The sequence below is a fragment of the Nocardiopsis alkaliphila YIM 80379 genome (assembly GCF_000341005.1).
In the GTDB taxonomy this organism is placed as follows: domain Bacteria; phylum Actinomycetota; class Actinomycetes; order Streptosporangiales; family Streptosporangiaceae; genus Nocardiopsis; species Nocardiopsis alkaliphila.
The window spans coordinates 14316-36510 of the sequence record NZ_ANBD01000120.1; the positions used below are offsets into that span (position 1 = coordinate 14316).

Annotated in this window: 14 protein-coding genes, 1 tRNA gene and 2 pseudogenes; 5 read left to right on the forward strand and 12 right to left on the reverse strand. The window is 68.1% G+C overall.

Features of this window, described 5'->3' with window-relative positions; genetic code table 11:
* The first annotated feature begins 176 nt into the window (after positions 1 to 176).
* Positions 177 to 428, forward strand: coding sequence for a DUF4287 domain-containing protein (locus tag D472_RS0117045; protein ID WP_017605685.1), 252 nt, complete (start codon positions 177 to 179; stop codon positions 426 to 428).
* A 91-nt stretch (positions 429 to 519) separates the two neighbouring features.
* Here the strand turns inward: D472_RS0117045 and D472_RS0117050 are convergent, their stop codons facing one another.
* The 3 genes from D472_RS0117050 to pruA all read right to left on the reverse strand — a co-directional run bounded on the left by D472_RS0117050 (position 520) and on the right by pruA (position 4341).
* The gene (locus D472_RS0117050) at positions 520 to 1419 is read right to left on the reverse strand and encodes a Bax inhibitor-1/YccA family protein (protein WP_017605686.1); all 900 of its coding nucleotides are present in this window, start codon (positions 1417 to 1419) and stop codon (positions 520 to 522) included.
* A gap of 206 nt (positions 1420 to 1625) precedes the next feature.
* Positions 1626 to 2552 (reverse strand): proline dehydrogenase family protein, encoded by a 927-nt coding sequence (locus D472_RS0117055; protein ID WP_017605687.1) that lies wholly within the window; start codon positions 2550 to 2552, stop codon positions 1626 to 1628.
* 163 nt (positions 2553 to 2715) lie between these two features.
* A complete protein-coding gene (pruA, locus tag D472_RS0117060) occupies positions 2716 to 4341 on the reverse strand; it encodes an L-glutamate gamma-semialdehyde dehydrogenase (protein WP_017605688.1) in 1626 nt (541 codons plus the stop codon).
* Positions 4342 to 4548: 207 nt separating this feature from the next.
* On the opposite strand from pruA, the gene D472_RS0117065 reads away from it, so the two are divergent.
* Positions 4549 to 6282, forward strand: a complete 1734-nt coding sequence (locus D472_RS0117065) for a PucR family transcriptional regulator (protein ID WP_239642994.1) — start codon at positions 4549 to 4551, stop codon at positions 6280 to 6282.
* 61 nt (positions 6283 to 6343) lie between these two features.
* Here the strand turns inward: D472_RS0117065 and D472_RS0117070 are convergent.
* The 6 genes from D472_RS0117070 to eno form a co-directional block, all read right to left on the reverse strand.
* Positions 6344 to 6417: transfer RNA gene (locus D472_RS0117070), tRNA-Leu, on the reverse strand.
* Between the two features lie 116 nt (positions 6418 to 6533).
* On the reverse strand, positions 6534 to 7910 hold the full coding sequence (locus D472_RS0117075; protein ID WP_017605690.1) for an NAD(P)/FAD-dependent oxidoreductase: 1377 nt from the start codon (positions 7908 to 7910) through the stop codon (positions 6534 to 6536).
* A 377-nt stretch (positions 7911 to 8287) separates the two neighbouring features.
* A complete protein-coding gene (locus D472_RS0117080; protein ID WP_017605691.1) occupies positions 8288 to 9292 on the reverse strand; it encodes a Ppx/GppA phosphatase family protein in 1005 nt (334 codons plus the stop codon).
* Entirely contained in the window at positions 9289 to 9873 is a 585-nt protein-coding gene (locus tag D472_RS0117085; protein WP_026117793.1) for a DUF501 domain-containing protein, read from the reverse strand. Before D472_RS0117085 ends, D472_RS0117080 begins: the two co-directional genes overlap by 4 nt.
* Positions 9874 to 9934: 61 nt before the next feature.
* Positions 9935 to 10309, reverse strand: a complete 375-nt coding sequence (locus D472_RS0117090) for an FtsB family cell division protein (protein ID WP_026117794.1) — start codon at positions 10307 to 10309, stop codon at positions 9935 to 9937.
* A gap of 147 nt (positions 10310 to 10456) precedes the next feature.
* Positions 10457 to 11740 carry a phosphopyruvate hydratase gene (eno, locus tag D472_RS0117100; RefSeq protein ID WP_017605695.1) on the reverse strand — a complete coding sequence of 428 codons (1284 nt, stop codon included), beginning with the start codon at positions 11738 to 11740 and terminating at the stop codon, positions 10457 to 10459.
* A gap of 301 nt (positions 11741 to 12041) precedes the next feature.
* On the opposite strand from eno, the gene D472_RS0117105 reads away from it, so the two are divergent.
* Positions 12042 to 13523 carry an FtsW/RodA/SpoVE family cell cycle protein gene (locus D472_RS0117105; RefSeq protein WP_017605696.1) on the forward strand — a complete coding sequence of 494 codons (1482 nt, stop codon included), beginning with the start codon at positions 12042 to 12044 and terminating at the stop codon, positions 13521 to 13523.
* Between the two features lie 21 nt (positions 13524 to 13544).
* Here the strand turns inward: D472_RS0117105 and D472_RS0117110 are convergent, their stop codons facing one another.
* Both D472_RS0117110 and cysC read right to left on the reverse strand, forming a co-directional pair.
* Entirely contained in the window at positions 13545 to 14240 is a 696-nt protein-coding gene (locus tag D472_RS0117110; RefSeq protein WP_239642995.1) for a MazG family protein, read from the reverse strand.
* Between the two features lie 54 nt (positions 14241 to 14294).
* Positions 14295 to 15887 carry an adenylyl-sulfate kinase gene (gene cysC / locus D472_RS0117115; protein WP_017605698.1) on the reverse strand — a complete coding sequence of 531 codons (1593 nt, stop codon included), beginning with the start codon at positions 15885 to 15887 and terminating at the stop codon, positions 14295 to 14297.
* Positions 15888 to 16254: 367 nt separating this feature from the next.
* On the opposite strand from cysC, the pseudogene mfd reads away from it, so the two are divergent.
* Positions 16255 to 19858 (forward strand): annotated as a pseudogene (mfd, locus tag D472_RS26840) (transcription-repair coupling factor).
* Between the two features lie 44 nt (positions 19859 to 19902).
* On the opposite strand, the pseudogene D472_RS26845 reads toward mfd, so the two are convergent.
* A pseudogene (locus D472_RS26845) lies at positions 19903 to 21440 on the reverse strand (cell division protein PerM).
* 225 nt (positions 21441 to 21665) lie between these two features.
* Here D472_RS26845 and D472_RS0117130 point away from each other — a divergent pair.
* Positions 21666 to 22157, forward strand: a complete 492-nt coding sequence (locus tag D472_RS0117130; protein WP_017605699.1) for a DUF1707 SHOCT-like domain-containing protein — start codon at positions 21666 to 21668, stop codon at positions 22155 to 22157.
* Positions 22158 to 22195: the final 38 nt, after the last annotated feature.

Here is a 22195-nt window from a genome sequence, read left to right on the forward strand (position 1 = left end):
TCGAACGAAACCATGCCCGAAGACGGAAAGCCCATGGGGTACGGCTGCGTAGCACCTTTCGAAAAACGGAATCACTCCGGCAAGGTAAAAGCCGGCGACCAGACCTTGTCCGAACCGTGATCGTGATGCATGGTCGCAGGTAAGTGCCACACGCCCAACGCACTGCGGAGGTGCCTATGTCGGTTGCCCACTCGCCGGAGATCCACGCAAAGCTCATCGAACGCATCCCGGTCGTCACCGGCCGAGGACTCCACGAGTGGTTCGACTCGCTCGACAAGGGACCAGGCCTGCTACGTCCCCTGGACCGATCACACTGGCTCGCCGACGAGTACGACCTCACCCACGGCTACGCCCAGGCCATCGTCACCGAGTACGACCGCCGCCGCCGCAACCGATCCATTCCCACCCCACGCCGCGGAGATCTTTGATCCAAACACGCGGCACACGAGGAGGGGCCGCCCCGCGAGAATCCGAGGATTCGTGGGGCGGCCCCTCGCCGCGTGAACCGATGTCGAGGTACTAATCCGCGAACATCGTCTTGATGATCCAGAGCAAGCGCAGGATCTCGATGTACAGCCAGATCAGGGAGACGGTCAGGCCGAAGGCGAACTGCCAGGCGAACTGGTTCGGGATACCGGCCTCGACACCCTCCTCGATGCCCCGGAACTCGATGGCCAGGGTCAAGGCGGCCAGCACCACGAACACGATGCCCACGCCCAAGCCCAGCCAGGTGGGCTCACGCAGGCCCATGCCACCGGAGATGAAGAAGCTGAGCACGAAGTTGACCAGCATGAGGGCGGCGGCGCCGATGACGGCGTAGGTGACGGCCTTGACGAAACCGTCGGTCACCTTGATGATGCGGAACTTGTACAGCGCCAGCATCACACCGAAGACCGCGACCGTGCCGATCACGGCCTGGGTCACCAGGGACGTACCCGCGCCGGGGTCGCCCAGGGTCGCCGAAAGGGTGGTGCCGAGCAAGGCCGACAGACCGCCGACGAGCAGCCCCTCCAGGGCCGCGTAGATGAGGATCGCGACCGGGTTGGTGATCTGCTTGAACGCGATCACCAACCCGAGGATGAGTCCGCCGATCATGCCGACGAACGTCAGCCCCATGCCCAGGCCGGGGTTGCCCATGAAGAGGAAGTAGTTCAGGACACCGAAGATCGCGACGGTGCCCAGGGTCATCCCGGTGCGCACGACGACGTCGTCGATGGTCATCGGCTGGTCACCGGCGACCTGCTGGGGGTAACCCGGCTCGGGGTAGCCCTGCTGTGGGTAACCCGGCTGCCCGTAGCCCTGCTGGGGGTAACCCTGCTGGTACGGCTGTCCGTACCCCGGCTGCCCATAGCCCGGCTGGGGACCGGACTGCTGTTGAAGCGCCCGCTTGAGGACGGGGTTGGAACTCCGCATCCGCATGTCTAGTAAAGGCCTTTCACGCGTGGATTACTGCCCACAAAGTAACGTACGGGCCTCGGCGCGGGTTCCGAAGCGAGTATCACCGTTGGGAAACGGCTTCGATCCGAGCCTTCCGGGCGCAGACCCCGGCGGGCGTGCCGGCCCGAGGGGCCGACACCCATACGGACCACCGCCATCGACCGGGTTCCTCCTCCGGACGTGGCGACTCAGTTACGGGTGATCAGGGACCGTGCCAAGAACAGCACGTTCGCGGGACGCTCGGCCAACCGACGCATGTAGTAGCCGTACCACTGGTCGCCGTAGGGAACGTAGACGCGCATACGTTTGCCCTCGGCGGCCAGGCGCACCTGCTCGCCGTCACGGATGCCGTACAGCATCTGGTACTCGTAGTCGTCGGCACCGCGACCGTTGGCGGCGGCCATCTCACCTGCGATGGCGATCATGCGCGGGTCGTGCGAGGCCACCATCGGGTACCCCTCGCCCTCCATGAGGACGCGCAGCGCTCGCACGTAGGCCTTGTCGACCTCGTGTTCGTCGCGAAAGGCCACCGACTCGGGCTCGTCGTAGGCGCCCTTGCACAGACGGACCCGGGAGCCGACACCGTTCAAATCACGGCAGTCGGCCTCGGTACGACGCAGGTAGGCCTGGAGCACCGCGCCCACGAACGGGAAGTCCTCGCGTAGCTCACGCAGGATGCCCAGCGTGGAATCGACCGTGGTGTGGTCCTCCATGTCGAGGGTGACCGTGGTGCCGATCGCCTTGGCCGCCTCGGCGATCCTGCGCGCGTTGTCCAGCGCGATCTTCTCGCCGTCTTGATCCAGGCAGCGGCCGACGGCGGACAACTTGACCGACACCTCGGCACGCTCGCCCAGTCCGGCCTCGCCCAGGGCCGCGAGTAGATCCTGATAGGCGGTCACCGTGGCGGTGGCCTGGGACAGGTCCGTGGTGTCCTCACCCAGGAAGTCCAGGGTGACGTGGCGGTCCTCGGCCAGACGTCGCACGGCCGGCAGGGCCTCTTCCTGCGTGGCGCCCGCGACGAAACGGGTGACCATGGCCCGGGTCATGGGGGTGCGCTCGACGATCTTGCGGCAGGTCGCGGACCTGGCGGCGAGCAGTAGTGGTTTACGGAGCATGGGGACCTCGAAGAAGACGTGCGCCGGCGAAGGAGCCGACACGGACGAGACGCGACCGGTGTACGCCGGGTGCGCCGATGGGTTCCTCGGGGGGTGCGGGCCGGGAATCGGCAGGGAGCGGGCTCGCGCCCCTCGGGACGGGAGGGAGCGCGAGCCCGGGACGCTACCCCTGGTGGGGGTAGGAGGAGACCGTCGGCGCGACGAACGTCTCCTTGATGGCGCGCGGGCTGGCCCAACGGGACAGGTTCTGCGCCGAACCCGCCTTGTCGTTGGTGCCGGAGGCACGACCGCCACCGAAGGGCTGCTGCCCGACGATGGAGCCGGTCGGGCGGTCATTGATGTAGAAGTTGCCGGCGGTGAAGCGCAGGGCCTCGGTCGCCTTGGCCACGGCGGCGCGGTCGGTGGCCAAGATGGCACCGGTCAGGGCGTAGGCCGATCCCTCGTCGACGATCTTGAGGACCTCGTCGAACTTCTCGTCCTCGTAGACGTGGACGGCGACGATCGGACCGAAGTACTCGGTACGGAAGACGTCGTTGCTCGGGTCGGTGCCCTCGATGATGGTGGGACGGACGAAGTAGCCGACCGAGTCGTCGGCGGTGCCGCCGGCGATGACGTTCAGGGTCGGGTCGGACTTGGCGTCCTCCAAGACCTTGGCCAGCTTGTCGAAGGAGCGGCGGTCGATGACGGCACCCATGAAGTTCGACAGGTCGGTGACGTCACCCATCGTCAAGGCCTCGGTCTCCGCGACCAGGTCCTCGCGCACCTTCTCCCAGACCGAACGCGCGACGAAGGCACGGGAGGCGGCGGAGCACTTCTGCCCCTGGTACTCGAACGCGCCTCGCACGATGGCGGTGCGCAGCACCTGCGGATCGGCGGAGGAGTGGGCGACGATGAAGTCCTTGCCTCCGGTCTCACCGACGACGCGCGGGTAGGAACGGTAGCCGGCGATGTTCTCGCCGACGCTCTTCCACAGGTGCTGGAAGGTCTTGGTGGAACCGGTGAAGTGCACACCGGCCAACTCGGGGTCGTTGAGGGCGATGTCGGAGACGGCCAGACCATCACCGGTGACCATGTTGATGACGCCGGGGGGCATCCCGGCCTCCTCCAACAGGCGCATGGTCAGCTCGGCGGCGAACTGCTGGGTCGGGGAGGGCTTCCACACCACCACGTTGCCCATCAGCGCGGGTGCGGTGGGCAGGTTGCCCGCGATGGCGGTGAAGTTGAAGGGGGTGATCGCGTAGACGAACCCCTCCAGCGGGCGCTGCTCCATACGGTTCCACACGCCCTTGACACTCAGCGGTTGCTGCTCGATGAGCCCTCGGGCGTAGGCGACGTTGAAGCGCCAGAAGTCGATGAGCTCACAGGCCGAGTCGATCTCCGCTTGCTGGACGGTCTTGGACTGACCGAGCATGGTGGCGGCGTTGATGGTGGCCCGCCAGGGTCCGGCCAACAGCTCGGCGGCGCGCAGGATGATGGCGGCGCGATCGTCGAAGGACATGGCCCGCCAGGCGGGAGCGGCGGCCTTGGCGGCGGCGATGGCGTCGCGGGCGTCATCGTGGGTGGCGTTTCGCGTGGTGCCCAGGACGGACGCGTGGTTGTGGGGCTGAACGACGTCGATGGGCTCACCACCGCCCATGCGGCTCTCGCCGTTGATGCGCATCGGCAGGTCGATGCTCTCACGGCCCAGTTCTTCGAGCTTGGCGACGAGCTCGGCACGCTCAGGACTCCCCGGAGCGTAGGAGAGAACGGGTTCGTTCACCGGCGTCGGGACGTTGGTCACGGCGTCCATGGGCACCTCCCTGGAAAGAATGTCCCTGGTCGAGCAGGGTCGGGTCTGATTCAACGGTCTCAGAACGTGGACGTCCGTGCCTTGTGGAGCGGGCCACTCTTTACCGTTCTCATTTGTCCACATGAACAAATCGCAATGATCGCGGATCATTCCAGGCCGGCACCGCGTCCCCAACGTTCCAGTAGTGTCGTTTCTTGGAGGCCACTGGTGATAAACGACGTTATTCCTGGTCAAACAGGACCGCAAGGGGATGCCGAGCCGGGACTCGCGCTACGCCGATTGTTGTCGGCCCTGGGTGATCCCATCCTGGACGTGACGGCGGCACCGAACGGACTCGATGTTCAGGTGGACAACGTCGTCATCCTCGATCCCGAGGACCGGGCCGAGGCCCGAGCGGGTGACCTCGTCCTGTTGATCGGGGCCCGCGGCGATCAGGCCCGGCGTATGCTCCGCGCCTTGGCCGAACGGGGCGCCACCGCGGTGGCGGTCAAGATGAGTACGCACCCACGGGCCGACGAACCACGAGCCCTGCGCATCGAGGCCTTGGAGGCCGGGATCGCGCTGTTGTCGGTACGCCCCGAAGTGCGCTGGGACCGGCTCCAGTCGGTGTGTCAGAGCATCGTCGACGAGGTCCGGCTGACCGCGGACGAGGACCTGGGCGAGGCCGGCGGAGACCTGTTCTCCATGGCACAGACCATCGCGCACCTCACCGGAGGCCTGGTGAGCATCGAGGATTCCGCGAGCCGTGTGCTGGCCTACTCCAGCGGCGCCGAGGTGGACGAGCTGCGCAGGTTGTCGGTGTTGGGCAGGCAGGGCCCCGAGTCCTACCTGGCGTTGTTGCGCGAGTGGGGGGTGTTCGCCAGGTTGCGCTCCGGTGAGGAGGTCGTGCGCATCGACGAGCACCCGGAGTTGGGGATCCGTCGCCGGTTGGCGGTGGGAATCCACGCGGGCCGCCGCCCTCTGGGCTCGATCTGGGTACAGGAGGGGACCGAGCCGCTGGCCGAGCACGCGGAGGAGGCCCTCCTCGGTGCGGCCCGCACCACGGCGCTGCAACTGATCCGGCAGCACGCCCAGACCAGTGCGGGACTTCGACTGCGTGAGGACTTGCTGTCCAGCCTATTGGAAGGGCGGATCGACGCGAGCGCGCTGGCCGACACCGTGGAGGTGCGTACCGGCCGTGCGGCGTTGGTGATGGCGTTCTCGCTACGCGAAGGGACGCCCGGGATGGTGGCCCAAGGCACGTCGGGTGAACGCCCTGCCCGCCCCGAACGGGAGTTGCGTCGTCGTCGACTGATCGACCTGGTGTCGGTGCATACCGCCGCCTACCGTCGCGGTTCCCTGGTGACCGAACTGAAGGGCCGGGTCTACGCACTGCTGCCAGAACTCTCCCGTGGTCCGGGCGAAGAAGGGTGGCGCGAAGTGGAGGGTTCGGTACTGGCCCTGGCCCATAGGACGGTGACCGCGACCCGATCGGCGTTGGGGCTACGGGCCCATGCGGCGGTGGGACCACTCGTGGAGCGGTTGAACGATGTGCCCGACTCGCGCGCCGAGGCGGATCGGGTGTTGGACGCGATGGCTCGGGACCCGGACCGGGAGGCCGACCGGGAGGTGGCGACCATCTCCGACGTGCGCTCGCGGGTCTTGATCGGTGAGACCCTGGCGCACCTGCGCGCCGATCCGTCCCTGCGTGATCCCCGGGTGGACCGGTTGGTGGAGTACGACCGGACCGGCGGGGCCGACCTGGTGCGTTCGTTGCTCGCCTACCTGGAGGCGTTCGGAGACGCGCGCGTGGCGGCCGAACGTCTGCACATCCACCCGAACACGTTGCGCTATCGGGTGCGGCGCGCGGCGGCCGTGAGCGGCATCGACCTGTCGGACCCCGGCGAGCGCCTGTTCACCCAGCTCCAGCTCCTGATGGAGCATCAGTACCCCGAATACTGACCCCTGACACGGGGCGCCCGAACACGCTCCAAAGCCAAGCGGCGGAACAAAGCGAGCACAGTACCCTCGGTCGGACTCGAACCGACACTTGTGACCCTTTTAGGGGGCCTGCCTCTACCATTGGGCTACGAGGGCGTGCCCATCATACCGGCCGAGTCGATTGCCCACTTTGATTCGACTTGGCCGGATGGGGACACGAAACGACCGGCTCCCGTGGGGAACCGGTCGTTTCGTTCGTGGTAATGCGAAGGTCAGCTCACCCGGCGCAGGTGGCCGTCCTCGACCTGGGGACGCGCGGCCTCCTCGAAGGCCTGACGCGGCTCGGCCATCTCCGGAAGCGCGGCGAAGTCGCGACGCAGGAAGAGGGCGAGCGTCCAGTCCGAGAGGACCCGCATCTTGCGGTTGAAGGTGGGTACCGCGAGCAGGTGGTAGCAGCGGTGCGCGTACCAGGCCAGACGCCCGTTCAGCTTGATCTTTCCGAACAACTGGGCGGCGCCCTTGTGCAGGCCGAGCCCGGCGACGGCGCCCAGGTTCTTGTGCTTGTAGGCGGTCAACTTGGTGCCGCGCAGGGTCGCGATGACGTTGTCGGCGAGCACTGGGGCCTGGCGGACGGCGTTCTGGGCGTTGGGCGGGTAGTAACCGCCCTCGCCATCGGGCACCTGGGCGTTGTCACCACCGGCGAAGACGTTGTCGGTGCCATTGACGGTGAGGTATTCGGTGGTGTCGACGTGACCCTTGGGCCCCAGTGGCAGGTCACTGGCGGCGACGACCGGGCTGGGCTTGACGCCCGCGGTCCACACCAGGGTGCCGGCGTCGAACTCGCTGCCGTCACTGAGCTTGATGCGCTGATCGACGGCGGATTCGAGGAAGGTCTTGAGACGTACGTCGATGTCGCGGCGACGAAGCTGGTTGAGGGCCTTGGCACCGACCTCCGGGCCGACCTCGGGAAGGATCTTGTCCGCGGCCTCGATGAGGTAGAACTTCACCTCGCTCTGGTCGATCGAGGGATACAGGCGCACGGCGTCGCGGACCATGTCCTCGAGCTCGGCGATGGCCTCGGCACCGGCGAACCCGCCGCCGACGAAGACGAAGTTGAGCGCCTTGGCCCGCACGGCCTCGTCGTCGGTGGAGTCGGCGATGGCGAGCTGATCGAGGACGTGGTTGCGCAGGTAGGCGGCCTCTTGGACGGTCTTGATGCCGATGCCCCACTCGGCCAACCCTGGGATGGGCAGGGTGCGTGAGACGGCGCCGGCCGCCATGACCAGGTGGTCGTAGTGCAGGGTCTGGGGCTCACCGACATTGGGCTCGTAGCGGACCGTGTTGTCGGCGTGGTCGATGCGCACGACGCGGCCGCCGAGCACGCGCACCCGGTCGAAGACCTTGCGCAGCGGAACCACGACGTTGCGCGGGGAGATGTTGCCCGCGGCGGTCTCGGGCAGGAAGGGCTGGTAGGTCATGTAGGAGTTCGGGTCGATGACGGTGATACGGGCTTCACCGGCCCCGAGCTTCCTCTCCAATCGCCTCGCGGTGTACATCCCGAGGTAACCGCCCCCAACGATGAGGACGTGCGGGATCTCCGCCGCGTCCCCGCCGCCGTGTACCAGCCGGTAATTCCTGCTCTCGGTCATCGCATATCCGCCCTAACGGTTTTCCTGTCGGCGCCCTTGCCTCAAAGGGCCGCGAAGAATGTCACGGTCTTCGGCTCCCCCGCCGTGTGGCGCCGGGGCCGCCTCCGAGTCGCGCTCTGGCACTCGGCTCTCTTGGAGGCTGCTTGTGCATTCTTTCACAAGCAGCCACCGACGAGAAGGTTCACATCTGCCCACCTTCGGACCACACCCCGAACGAAACCGAAAGCGTTTCCGCAGGTCAGGATAGTTGTGAATGCATTCACAAGGGCCTTACGGGTGATGCGTCTCACCTGAGGACCCTGGTCCGCCCCTCCGAAGGTCCCCTCCGTCATGCCCCAAGGACCCTTCCAAGGAGGACAACGACGTTGGGGACGGCCTTATGCCCCACCCTCCGACGGGGAGAGCAGACTCCAAGCGACACCGTCGAGGATGTCGTGCTCACTCGCGATGAAGTGGCCCGCGCCCGTGCGCGCCAGTACCCGGGACAGCACCAGGGCACCGGCCCCGATGACGTCGACCCGGCCGGGATGCATGACCCCGATGTCCGCGCGTTCGGCGTGTGTGGAACGCAACAGCTCCTCGGTGATGCGCTTCAGCTCCACCGCCCTCACCCGAGTGTGGTGGATGCGCTCGGAGTCGTACTCGGGCAGGTCCAGCGCGATGCCCGCGACGGTGGTCGCGGTACCGGCCACACACACCACCGAACCGGCCTCCCTGAGCGGAACGACCTTCTCCACCTCGTCCAAGGCGACGTCGATGTCGGCCGTGGCCGCCGCGACCTGTTCGGCGGTGGGCGGATCCGAACGCAGGTGGCGTTCGCTCATGCGCACACAGCCCACGTCGACGGACAGGGACTCACGAACCAACTCCTGCGCCCCTTTGCCCGCGCCGAGCACGAACTCGGTGGAACCGCCGCCGATGTCGACCACCAGGAAGGGCTGAGCGAAAGCCTCGTCCACCCCACCATCGGCCGCGGCGGCGTCCAGTTCGGCCGTGGCGCCCACGAAGGACAGCTCGGCCTCTTCCAGGCCCGTGACCACCTCGGGCTCCACCCCGATGATCTCGCGAACCCCGTCCACGAACACCTGGCGGTTGCGCGCGTCCCGGGTGGCGCTGGTGGCGACCATGCGCACCGTGTCCGGACCGAGTTCGATCCCATGCGCCCGAATCGCCTCGGCGTACCCACGCAGCGCCTCGAAGGTGCGTTCCAAGGCCTGGGCGGAGAACTCACCCGTCTCGTCCACGTGCTCGCCCAAGCGCACGATCTCCATGCGCCGGTCGGCGTCGACCACTTGGACCTCGTCACCGTCCAAAGCGACGACGTCGGCGATCAGCAGCCGGATCGAGTTGGTTCCGCAGTCGATCGCCGCGACACCGCTCATGAACCTTCCGTCCCTTCGACACCCTCGAGCACGTTCTCGTCCACACAGACACAGGGGCCCTTGGCCCACCACTCGGGAAGCTCCTCCAGCGCCTCGGCGCCGAAGGGATTGGTCCCCGGAACGGCCAGTTCGTGGCCGACCAAAGCGTGCAGACACTTGACCCGGGTGGGCATTCCGCCCGTGCTCTGCATGCCCTCGGGAAGGGGTTCCACACCATCGACGCGGGCCTGTTCGGCCCGTTCGGCCAGATAGGACTCGTGGGCCTTGGTGTAGGCCTCCTGGAGTTCGGGCTCCTCGGCCAGCCGCTCCTGCATCCGGCGCATTCGACCGTCGTTCTCCAACCGACCGATCGCCGAGGCCGCGCGGGGGCAGGTCAGGTAGTACAGGGTCGGGAAGGGGGTGCCGTCCTCAAGCCGAGGCGCGGTCTTGACCACATCGGGAAGGCCACAGGGGCAGCGGTGCGCGACGGCACGGACCCCGCGAGGCGTGCGTCCCAACTGGAGTTCGATCGCGGCGAGGTCCCGGTCGGACGCGGGGCCGCCGTCGGTGTGCCCCAAAACGGGCTGATCTGCGGAATTCATGGCCTCCCCAGCATAGGCGCAGTGGAGGACCCCGTGTCGCCGTTCCCGGTGGGGAACCCGTTCAGAGCCCGTCGTCGGGTTCGGGGCGGTCGGCCTCCTCGACCGAACGCCACAGCTCGGTGAACCAGGGGTCCGTGGGCTCGGACGGATCCACCGACGTGTCGCCCTCGGTCTCGGGACGGATGACGATGTAGGCGGTCTCGTCCGGATACCGGTAGTGCAGCCGCGTTCGGGCCTCGCGCTCCACGTAGGAATCCTCGCTCAGCGCTTCCTCCCGTTCACGCAGCTCGGCGACGTTGGCCTCCATACGGGCCTGGTCGTCCTGCAACTGGGAGATCTGGGCGCGCTGCATGACGTACTCGCGCAGCGGATAGGCCAGGCTCAGCGCGATCACGCAGACCACCAGGGCCAGGATCGCGGCCCGGCTGGTGAGCATGGGCCGCATCCGAGGGGTGCGGCCCATGCTCGTGACCTTGGCCTTCGTGCCCTTCTTGGTGGCAGCACCCTTGCGCGGCCTGTCGGCTTTGGTCGACTTCCGGGCTTTTGTGGGTGGCTGCTGGGTTTCGTGGGGCACTGGGGCAGACTAGCCGCGCCCGGTGAACCTCGGGAAGGCCGACACGCCCGCGTACACGGCGGCGTCGTCGAGTTCCTCCTCGATACGCAACAACTGGTTGTACTTGGCGACCCGCTCACTGCGTGCCGGGGCACCGGTCTTGATCTGACCGGCGTTGGTCGCCACCGCGATGTCGGCGATGGTGGTGTCCTCGGTCTCACCGGAACGGTGGCTGATCATCGCCGTGTAGCCGCTGCGCTGGGCGAGGGAGACCGCGTCCAGCGTCTCGGTCAGGGTGCCGATCTGGTTGACCTTCACCAGCAACGAATTGGCGGTGTCGGCGTCGATACCGCGCTGGAGCCGCTCGGGGTTGGTGACGAACAGGTCGTCGCCGACCAACTGGACCTTGTCACCGAGCCGCTCGGTGAGGGTCTTCCAGCCGTCCCAGTCCTCCTCATCGAGGGGGTCCTCGATGGAGACCAGCGGGTAGGCGTCGACCAGTTCGGCGTAGTAGGCGCTCATCTCCTCGGCGGTACGGGTCTTGCCCTCGAAGGTGTACGCCCCGTCGGAGTACAGCTCGGTGGCGGCCACGTCCAGCGCCAGGGCGATGTCGGCGCCGACCGTGTAACCGGCCTTCTCGATCGCCTCGACGATCAGGTCCAGAGCGGCTCGGTTGCTGTCGAGGTTCGGGGCGAAGCCGCCCTCGTCGCCGACACCGGTGCCCAGGCCATGGGCCTTGAGGACCGACTTCAAGGAGTGGTAGACCTCGGTGCCCCAGCGCAGGGCCTCGGAGAAGGTCGACGCACCGATCGGGGCGACCATGAACTCCTGGATGTCGACGTTGCTGTCGGCGTGCGCACCACCGTTGAGGATGTTCATCATCGGCACGGGCAGCACGTGCGCGTTGGGACCGCCGATGTAGCGGAACAGGGGCAGCCCGGCCTCCTCGGCGGCGGCCTTGGCCACGGCCAGGGAAGCGCCGAGAATGGCGTTGGCGCCGATCCGGGACTTGTCCGGGGTACCGTCCAGGTCGATGAGCGCACGGTCGATGATGCGCTGTTCGTCCGGGCTGTGGCCGAGCAGCTCGTCGGCGATCTCGTCGTTGACGGCCGTGACGGCCTTGGACACGCCCTTACCGCCGTAACGGTCGCCGCCGTCACGCAGCTCGACCGCCTCGAATTTCCCGGTGGAGGCGCCACTGGGGACACCGGCGCGGGTGAGGGTCCCGTCGTCGAGCAGGACCTCGACCTCGACTGTCGGGTTGCCCCGGGAATCAAGGATCTCCCTCGCCTGTACTGACTCGATGGACGCCACGATCTCTCCGTCTCTTCGGTGTCTGGGTCCACTCTTTACCGGACCCGGAACACGAGACTAGCGACCTCGACCTCACCGCGTGGAGGCCCCCCGGCCGGATTGGTCTAGTCCATATACGACACGCCGACCTTCAGGGCGGCCAGAGCGATCTCGATGACCCTCTCCCGACCGTGGAAACGCCCCTACCCCGGTTCCGGACCATTCGAACGGACCCGCCCGAAAGCGGCCGGTTTCCTTGCTCAAACCGGCCACGCGTCTAGAGTGCGAACCGAGGACCCCCGACCTCCCCCGCTCAGACGCTATGGACTCTCGTGGACGGTGGGAACCAGACGTGACCGACCCTCAGAGCGCTCCCGAGGACGGGACGATGCGACCGGCTCGGCAACGTCGAGCCGAACTCACCCTCCTCCTGGCCGCACTGGGCATCACCGTCGCCGCGCTGTCGACCGCCTCCCTGGCGCTCACCGAGGGCATCGATCCCAGCGTCACCACCTACCTGATGGCGCTCGGAATCGGCGCCCTGGGAATCCACGCCCTTCTCCGCTTCGTCGCCCCCTACGCCGACCCCGTGTTGCTCCCGGTGGCCACCGCGCTGAGCGGACTCGGAATCACGATGATCTGGGTGCTGCAGATGTCCCGGAGCACCGACCCCGGACACGGCGAGGCCGATCGACAGCTCCTATGGACCCTGGCGGGGATGGTGCTGTGCGCGAGCTCCGTACTGTTCGTACGCAACCCCCGTCGACTGACCCTGTACACCTACCTCCTCGCCCTGGCCGCGTTGCTCCTGCTGTTGCTTCCCCTCTCCCCCTTGGGCCACGAGGTGTTGGGCGCACGGCGATGGATCATGATCGGGCCGTTCACCATGCAGCCTTCGGAGTTCGCCAAAGTGCTGCTGGTCGTCTTCCTCGCCTCCTACCTGGGACGCCGGCGCGACGTCCTGGCTCTGGTGACCCACACCCTCCGCATCGGCGGGGTGAAGGTGTTCAGCGTCCCACGCGCACGCGACCTGGCTCCGATGGGAGTGGGCTGGGGCATGGCGATCCTGCTCCTGGTCGGCACCAAGGACCTGGGCACCTCACTGCTGCTGTTCGGCACGTTCTTGGCCGTGCTGTACGCGGCCACGGCCCGCAAGTCGTGGGTACTCATCGGACTGGTGGCCTTCTCCGCCGGGGCCTACGTGGCGTACCTGCTGTTCGGGCACGTGCAGAACCGAGTCCGGACCTGGCTGAACGCCTTCGACGAGGAGGTCTACAACGCACCCGGCGGCAGCTTCCAGGTGGTGGAGGGCATGATCGCCCTGGCCTACGGCGGGCTGCTCGGCACCGGCTTCCACGACGGCCACGCCCAAGAGATCTTCGCCGCCGACAGCGACCTGATCCTGGTGTCGGTGGGCGAGAAACTCGGCGTCACCGGGTTGCTGGCGGTGCTGGTCCTACTGTTCCTGATCGCTCAGCGGGCGTTCCGGATCGCCCTGGGCAGCCGGGACGTGTTCCTCAAGCTGACGGCCTTGGGCTACGGGTTCCTCATCGCGTTCGACGTGTTCATCGTGCTGGGCGGCGCCACCCTGATCATCCCGCTGACCGGTATGACCACCCCGTTCCTGTCCGCGGGCGGGTCGGCGCTGATGGCCAACTGGCTCATCGTGGGCCTGTTGCTGACCATCAGCGAATCCGCCCGTCGCCCCAAGGAATCGTTCAGCGCGGGCCTGGCTCCGGGAGACCCCGTCACCGAGGTGATCGACCCGCGTTCCCTGCCCAAGGGGATCCCAGGCGAGCGCTGAACCCGCACCGGAGAGTCGAGGTCACCCGACGGTTCTCGACCAGTAGGCCCGCCACTGCCCTTCGCTCAGTTCACGGGGCTCACGGCCGTCGGCGCGCGCGGCGTCCTCGGCGGCACGGACCCGGGCATCGAACCGGCGCGCGGCGGCACGCAGGTCCGTCTCCGGGTCACGTCCCTGGTCGCGTTCGGCCGCCACCGCGGCGAACAATTCACCGCCCTCGGCCCCGTCATCACCCACCAGATCGGCGGGGAAACCATTGCGTACCGCGCGCTTTTGTAGCTCGTAGGCGAGCAACACCGCCGGTTGGGCGAAGGGCACCCCGTCCAACACCGAGGTGCGCCCGTCGCCCCCGTCCGCCTTGGCCTTGGCCTCCCGCTCGGCGGCCTTGATGGCCTCCCAGTTGGACCACACCTCGTCGGTGCCCGACACCTCCACCGCACCGAACACGTGCGGGTGACGGCGGGTCATCTTGTCGATGATGGCGTCGGCGACGTCGTCCACCGTGAAGCGGGCCGGGTCGCCCTCAAAACGTTCGGCACCGATCGCCGCGTGGAAGACCACTTGGAGCAGGACGTCGCCGAGCTCCTCCCGCAACTGCGGGTAGTCGCCCTCCTCGATGGTCTCCAGAGTCTCGTAGGCCTCCTGGATGAGGTACTTGGCCAGGGATTCGTGCGTCTGGGACCGGTCCCAGGGGCACTCCCGCCGCAGCGTGTCCATCACTTCGACCAAGCGCAGCACCCGGTGGCCGGGGCGCGGGTTCTCGTCCGTCAACTAATCCTCGCTCACGTGCTGTTCGGCCTCCGGGAGCCAACCACCCTCGCGCAGGGCCGCCATCACCTCGGCCACGGATTCCGCTGGGTCGGTGTCCACCGTGTCGAGCACCAGGTCGGCGTCGGTCGGTTCCTCGTAGGGGTCGGAGATCCCGGTGAATTCGGGAATCTCCCCGGCCCGGGCCTTGGCGTACAAGCCCTTGCGGTCACGAGACTCACACACTCGAAGCGGTGTGGCCACGTGCACCAGGAAGAAGTCCCCGAACTCCTCCACCATGGCACGCACCTCCTCGCGCCCGGTCGCATAGGGCGCGATCGGCGCGCACACCGCCACCCCGCCGTGGCGGGTGATCTCTGAGGCCACGTAGCCGATCCGGCGGATGTTGAGTTCCCGGTCCTGGCGGGAGAAGGTCAGCCCCTTGGAGAGCATCCGGCGGACCAGGTCGCCGTCGAGCAGCGAAACGGTGCGCCCCGCCCGGCGGATGCCGTCGCACACCCCGCGGGCGATGGTGGACTTACCCGAACCGGACAAGCCGGTGAACAACAGGGTGATGCCCCGCTCGGTCCTGGCCGGGCGTAGCCGGGCCAGCTCGGCCCCGACCCGAGCCGGAGTGAACCACGCGGGCAGTTCCCGGCCGTGGGCCAATTCCGTCTCGACGTCGGCGTCGGACAACTCCGGGACCGCCTGACGTGGGTCGACGTGTGTGAAGGGCTTCCACAGCGCCTCCCCGGAGTCGTATCTCCAGGGCTCGGGGTCCAGAACGGTCAACGGTGGCCGCAACGCCATCACCCGCTCGATCTCGGGCCCACGCGAGCCGGTCTCGGCCAGCATGTGGGTGGCCCCGTAGGCCGCGGCCACGTGAGCGGCCAGGGCCGTGTCACGCTCGGACCACACTCCGCCGATCGAACCGCAGGCTCGCCCCCCGGTTCTGGGCAGGGTGACCACCACGAAGGAAGCACGGGGCGACAGCAGCGGTTCGGCGGCCAGGATCGCGGGGCTCACCCCTTCGTCGTGCAGGGGCGCGTCGACGATCACGAGCACCTCGGCTCGCTCGCCACCGTGCCCCAGGGCCTCGGCTTCGGCCCGAACCTGGTGCAGGGCCCGATGGTGCAGCGGTCGGTCGGTGAACACCGCCAACAACGGCCGGTCCACGACCTGGTGGTCGAGTTCGCGCTGGGCCCGAACCTCCGCGGGGGTGGCGCGCAGCTCGCGCAGGACCCCGTGCATCGCCGGACGCAGCATGGTGACGTCGCCGGCGAGATGGTGGGCGCCCGCCCGTTCCCAGTGCTCGCGTACCGAGAGCTCGGCCAAGGGAGCGCCCTCCGGATCGGTGAGGGTGAGCCGTCTCTCCCCCGCCAGGTCACCGGGCACCTCCAAGGTGACCGGAACCGGCCAGGGTCGACCATCGGGCAACCGTCCACGGTCGGTGACGGCTTCCGCCTCCTCTCGGGTCATGAACCCGGGGAAGGGGTACGCCCCGCTGAGGATGAGTTCCAGGTGGGCGAGGCCGTCCGGGTCCGGAGCGAAGGCCGGAGCACCCCCTCGGTCGGTGTCCTCCACCGGCTCGTTCCCCCGACTGTGGGCGCTCACCACTCACGTCCTTCCTACCGCTTCGACCACCGATCCCGCCCAGCCTAATCCGGTCCGCTTCGGCGGCACGGCGCCGAGGTGTCCGAACCGGGAAGAGTCGGGGCCCCCAAGACGTTCCCCAAGGGGAGGACCGGGGCGCGAACGCCCGGGGCGCCTTCCCATGAATCCGTCCTGCGGCCCGTCACCGGACTGGATAAGCTGAGGAGGAGGGTGGTTCACTCCCCACCCACCTCGCGGCCGCCCGGCTCACGTGCGGCCCATCCGTGCCTGGACAGGTCACCGAGGGATCCGTGGCCGTGATCGTCCCCACCGCCACCGCACGTACCGCAGAACGCGACACCTGAACCGGACCCACTTCAACCCTGGTGCTATGAGCCTCATTGGACTTCTCGCCGACGTCTCCCGGGACCCGGCACTGCACAGCGCGATCGAGACCGCTCGCAGCGGCCGCGATCCCCATCTCGACCTGGTCGCACCGGCGGCACTGCGGCCCTTCATGGTGGGCGCACTGGCCGCCGACGCGCCCGTGGGTGCCGCCCGGCCGGTGCTCGCCATCACCGCTACCGAGCGTGAGGCCGCCGACCTGACCGACGCGCTCGGCTCACTGCTGCCCGCGAACTCGGTCGCGCTCTTCCCCGCGTGGGAAACGCTCCCACACGAACGCCTCTCCCCTCGTTCGGACACCGTGGGCCGTCGCCTGGCGGTCCTGCGCCGCCTGGCCCACCCCGACCCCTCGGACCCGCTCACCGCTCCCCTGCGGGTGGTCGTGGCACCGATCCGCAGTGTCCTCCAACCCTTGGTGGCCGGTCTGGGCGACCTGCGCCCGGTCCGTATCCGGCCCGGGGACGAGGTCGCCCTCGAAGAGGTGGTCACCTCTTTGACCAACACCGGCTACGCCCGCGTCGACCTGGTCGAAAAACGCGGTGACATGGCCGTGCGCGGCGGCATCCTGGACGTCTTCCCACCCACCGAGGAACACCCTCTGCGTTTGGAGTTCTGGGGCGACACCGTCGACGACGTCCGGTACTTCCAGGTCGCCGACCAACGCTCCATCACCCTCGAAGGCGAGGGCGGTGACCCACGCACCAGTGCCGCCTCCGGCCTGTTCGCGCCTCCCTGCCGGGAACTCCTGCTCACCGACACCGTCCGCGAACGCGCCCGTGTCCTGGCCACGGAACACCCCTCCCTGGCGGAGATCCTCACCAAGATCGCCGACGGCGTGGCCGTGGAGGGCATGGAGGCGTTCGCACCGGTCCTGGCCGACCACATGGAACCGTTCCTGACCCACCTTCCCGAGAACGCCATGGTGGTGGGCTGCGACCCCGAACGCATCCGTACCCGGGCCTTGGAACTGGAAGCCACCAGCGCCGAGTTCCTGGACGCCTCCTGGATCAACGCCGCCTCCGGCGGTGAAGCCCCGATCGACCTGGGCGGGTCCGCGTACATGTCGATCGCCGACCTACGGTCGACCGCCACCGAGCAGGGCCTGCCCTGGTGGGGGCTGACCCCCTTCACCGCCGGCCAGGAGGACAACGCCTCCGAGGAGGACGACGCGGTGATGGTGGGCGCGGTGCCCGCCGACTCCTACCGTGGGGACACCGAACGCGCCCTGGCCGACATCAAGGGCTGGCTGCACGACAACTGGAGCGTCGTGTTGGTCACCCAGGGGCAGGGACCCGCCGAGCGCTTGGTGACGATGTTGCGCGACGCGGGGCTCGGCGCCGGACTGACCGATGACCTGCTCGAGGCGCCCAAGGAGTCGGTCGCCACCGTCACCACCGGTCTGGTCGACCACGGTTTCCTGCTGCGGTCGGTGCGCACCGTGGTGCTCACCGAGACCGACCTGGTGGGGCAGAAGTCCTCCACCCGGGACATGCGACGTATGCCCAGCCGGCGTCGGGGCACCGTCGATCCGCTCCAACTCAAGCCCGGCGACTACGTGGTGCACGAACAGCACGGAGTGGGCCGCTACCTGGAGATGGTCAGCCGCCAGGTCCAAGGGGCCACCCGCGAGTACCTGCTCATCGAGTACGCGCCCTCCAAACGCGGTCAGCCCGGTGACCGCTTGTTCGTGCCCACCGAACAGCTGGGCGAGGTCACCCGGTACGTGGGTGGTGAGGCACCGACCCTGTCCAAGATGGGCGGCGCCGAGTGGAGCAAGGCCAAGAGCCGGGCCCGCAAGGTCGTCCGTGAGATCGCGGGCGACCTCATTCGCCTGTACTCGGCGCGTCAGGCCTCCCCCGGGCACGCCTTCGGCCCGGACACGCCCTGGCAGCGGGAGCTGGAGGACGCCTTCCCCTACGTGGAGACGCCCGACCAGCTGGCCGCCATCGACGAGGTCAAGAAGGACATGGGCAGGTCGGTCCCGATGGACCGGCTGATCTGCGGTGACGTGGGCTACGGCAAGACCGAGGTGGCGGTGCGCGCCGCCTTCAAGGCCGTGCAGGACGGCAAACAGGTCGCCGTGCTGGTACCCACCACCCTGCTGGTCCAGCAGCACATGTCTACCTTCACCGAGCGCTACGCGTCCTTCCCCGTCACCGTCAAACCGCTGTCGCGCTTCCAGAGCGACGGCGAGGTGGAACTCACCCGGGAAGGGCTGCGCAGCGGCGAGATCGACGTGGTCATCGGTACGCACCGTCTCCTGTCCTCCGAGACCCGCTTCAAGGACTTGGGGCTGGTCATCATCGATGAGGAACAGCGTTTCGGCGTGGAGCACAAGGAGGCCCTCAAGCGGCTGCGCACCCAGGTGGACGTGTTGGCGATGTCGGCCACCCCCATCCCGCGCACCCTGGAAATGGGTCTGACCGGCATCCGCGAGATGACCACGATCCTCACCCCGCCCGAGGAACGTCACCCGGTGCTGACCTTCGTGGGCCCCTATGAGGAGAAGCAGATCACCGCGGCGATCCGGCGCGAGTTGATGCGTGAGGGGCAGGTGTTCTTCGTGCACAACCGGGTGGCCTCCATCGACAAGGTGGCCGCGTCCCTCCAGCGCATGGTTCCCGAAGCCAGGGTGGCCTACGCGCATGGCCAGATGAACGAGCAGCAGCTCGAAAAGGTCATGGTGGACTTTTGGGAGAAGAACTTCGACGTATTGGTCTCCACGACCATCGTCGAGTCCGGCCTGGACGTGCCCAACGCCAACACCCTCATCATCGACCGTGCCGACGCCTACGGGCTCTCCCAGCTGCACCAGCTGCGTGGCCGGGTGGGACGCGGGCGCGAACGTGCCTACGCCTACTTCCTGTACCCGCCGGAGAAGCCACTCACCGAGACCGCCCACGAGCGGCTGGGCCCGNGCTCAGCACACCGAGACGGGTGCGGGCATGTACGTGGCGATGAAGGACCTGGAGATCCGTGGTGCCGGCAACATCCTGGGCGCCGAACAGTCCGGGACCATCGCGGGGGTGGGTTTCGACCTGTACGTGCGCATGGTCGGTGAGGCCGTGGCCGAACTCAAGGGCGACCCGCAGGCCGCCGAAGAGGTCGAGACCAAGGTCGAGCTGCCCATCAACGCCCACATCCCGCACGACTACGTTCCGGGTGAGCGGTTGCGGTTGCAGTCCTACAAACGCATCGCGAGCGTGTCGGGCGAGGAGGACATCCTCGCCGCCTACGAGGAGCTCACCGACCGGTACGGCACCCCGCCCCAGCCCGTGGACAACCTCATGGCGGTCGCCCGGTTCCGGGTGCTGGCCAAGTCGGCGGGGCTGGCCGACGTGGTCATGCAGGGCAACCAGATCCGATTCTCACCGGTGGAACTTCGGGAGTCCCAGGAACTGCGACTGCGCCGCTTGTACCCCAAGTCCATCCACAAGGAGGCCACCAAGACCCTCCTGGTTCCGGTCCCCAAGGCCGGCGGGCTCGGTGGTAAGCCACTGCGGGACCTGGAACTGCTCAAGTGGTGCACCGACCTGGTGAACGCCGTCTTCGAGCCGGACAAGCGCAAAGCCCGCCCCCAGGGCGGGTAGGAGCCGCACGGCGGTGGGGGTGTCTTCAGCACGCCCCCACCGGATCACTCGCGCCGTTCGAACTCCTCGGGAGCGGCTTCATAGGTGATGCCGTACATCTCGTCCTCGGTGGGCTCGCCACCACCAGGGCGCCACCACGAACGCGTGCTCTTGCGGGCCCGCCGCTGGTACCGCAACTCCCTGCGGGCCTCCTTGCGCGCCCGCCGTTCCATCCTGCGATCCTGGCGCCGTGCCCGCCGCGGTTCCGCTCGGTGCTCGGTGACGGCGACCTCCGCCGCCGGATTCCGTCCGGTCTTCTCCTCGGCCGACTCCACGCGGGGACGCAAGGGGGTGACCGTCGCCAGTCCCCGACCCATCGGAACGTCCGGCGGAAGCTCCACCGCCGGTGGCGCGGGTTCGGCCGTCTTTTCCGCCTCACCCTTCCTTTCCCGGTCGGCGGCGACCTCGCGGGACGGTTCGCGCGTGTACCACCAGTTCGCGATCCACGCCGCCACCGCCGCGGCCACACCCACCTCCAACGCGGCCACCAGACCGACCTGCCAGGCCGAGGGGCCCACCTCACTGAGCCGCTGAGCGCCCAAAGAGCCGCCCGAGGTCACGGCCAGGGCCGCGCACAGGATCCCCGTGGTCACCCCGCACACGAACCCCCACAGCGGAGCGGCCTCGCTCACCACGTCCGGAGCACTGCGTTGGGTCAACACCCCACCGATCGCTCCCGCCACGAACGGCACCGCCAACGCGGCCAACGACAGCGCCGGAGCCGCTCCGTTGGCCGGCAACGCCGCCAGCATCGGCAGGGGCNGATCCCCGTGGGCGAGACCACCGTCTCCGTGCCCATCGCGAACCCCGGGCCGAGCGCGTAACAGACCGCGAAGACCACCGCGTTGGGCAGATAGGCCAACTGGACGATCACCAAGAGCACACCACCGACCACTCCGGGCGCGAGGGAACCGGTGGTCTCCACCGCCTCCTCGAAACTCATCGCCAGCGCCACCAGGAACAGCAGCAGGCCACCGGCGAGCAGGGTGCCCGTGGACACCAGCATCCCCACCAGGAGCGAGCGTGGACGGTCCGGCATCAGCGCGAGCAGGTCGCCCAAGCTCACGCCCTTGTCCCGCATGAGTTGGCGGAGCACACCCAGACCCCCCGCCAGGAAGGCGATCACGAAGCCCATGAGCAGGGCGCGCGGCATACTCGGTTCCAGCACCTCGGTGTGCGCGAGCAGCGCCAACGTCCCCGCGATCGCCGAGTAGGGGCCGGCGATGGCCAAAGCCGCCCGGTACACGTGACGTAGGCGCCCGATCTCACAGTTACGCGCCAACCAACGCCCGAACCGGTACAACAACAGACCGGGCAACAACACCAGGCCCATCGGCAGCATGCTGATCTGCCCCTCAGGCAGGGCGAAGGAGACATGGTGGCCCACCAGCCAGGCCAGGATGGCTCCCCGCAACAGGTCGGCGATGTCCTCCCCGAAGGTGTCGTGCGGTGCGGCCACCCAGCCGATCATGGTCAGTGTGACGAGCACCGCCAGCCCGATACCGGCCGCGGAGGCGGCGGCGATCCCACCAGTGGCGTAGATCGGGCGTGGCGCACCCGAGGTCCAAGGGGTGGGGGCAGCCTTCGCTGGGCGGCCTCTGTCAGGGGGAGATCCTGGCGTACTCACCCGACTTATGCTGCCAGGGACCAGAATGCTCCGTGGTATCCGGGCCGCGCGTGTCGTGTCCGCGTCAGAGTCCCGGAACGGGGAACGAACGAGATACGTCGTAACAGACCCCAGGCCGCTCCCCCTTTGAGAAGGATCACCATGTCAGAGCTCGAACCCGACCGCCGCTACCGCCTTTCCGACAGCGAACGCGACGATGCTCTGGAGCACCTGCGCACGGCACTGCAGGAGGGGCGGTTGGACCTGGCAGAACACGACCGACGCTCGGAGGCCGTCCTGCACGCGGTCACCAACGCCGATCTGACCCCTCTCTTCGACGACCTGCCCCAGGCGCTTCGGCCCGGTGTCATCACCGCCATTCGTACCGAAACCCAGGTGCGAAAAAAGAGCGAGGAGAAGACCGCCTCCACCGAGGACGAGGGCAAGGGCGGCGGCCCCAATGTCAACGGCCTGGTCATCTGGGGCGGCATCATCTTCGTGATCTGGGGGATCCCCGCCATCGCCTACGGCGGGGGCGGAGCCCTCATCGGTTGGCTGATCTTCCTCGTGCTGTTCATGGTTCCCGCGGTCACCATCGCCACGGTCCAGGCCCTTCGCAAACGTTCGAACGAGCCTTCCGAGATCGAGGAGTAGCACCCGCGAACGCGAACGGCTCCCCCCCCCCCCCCCGC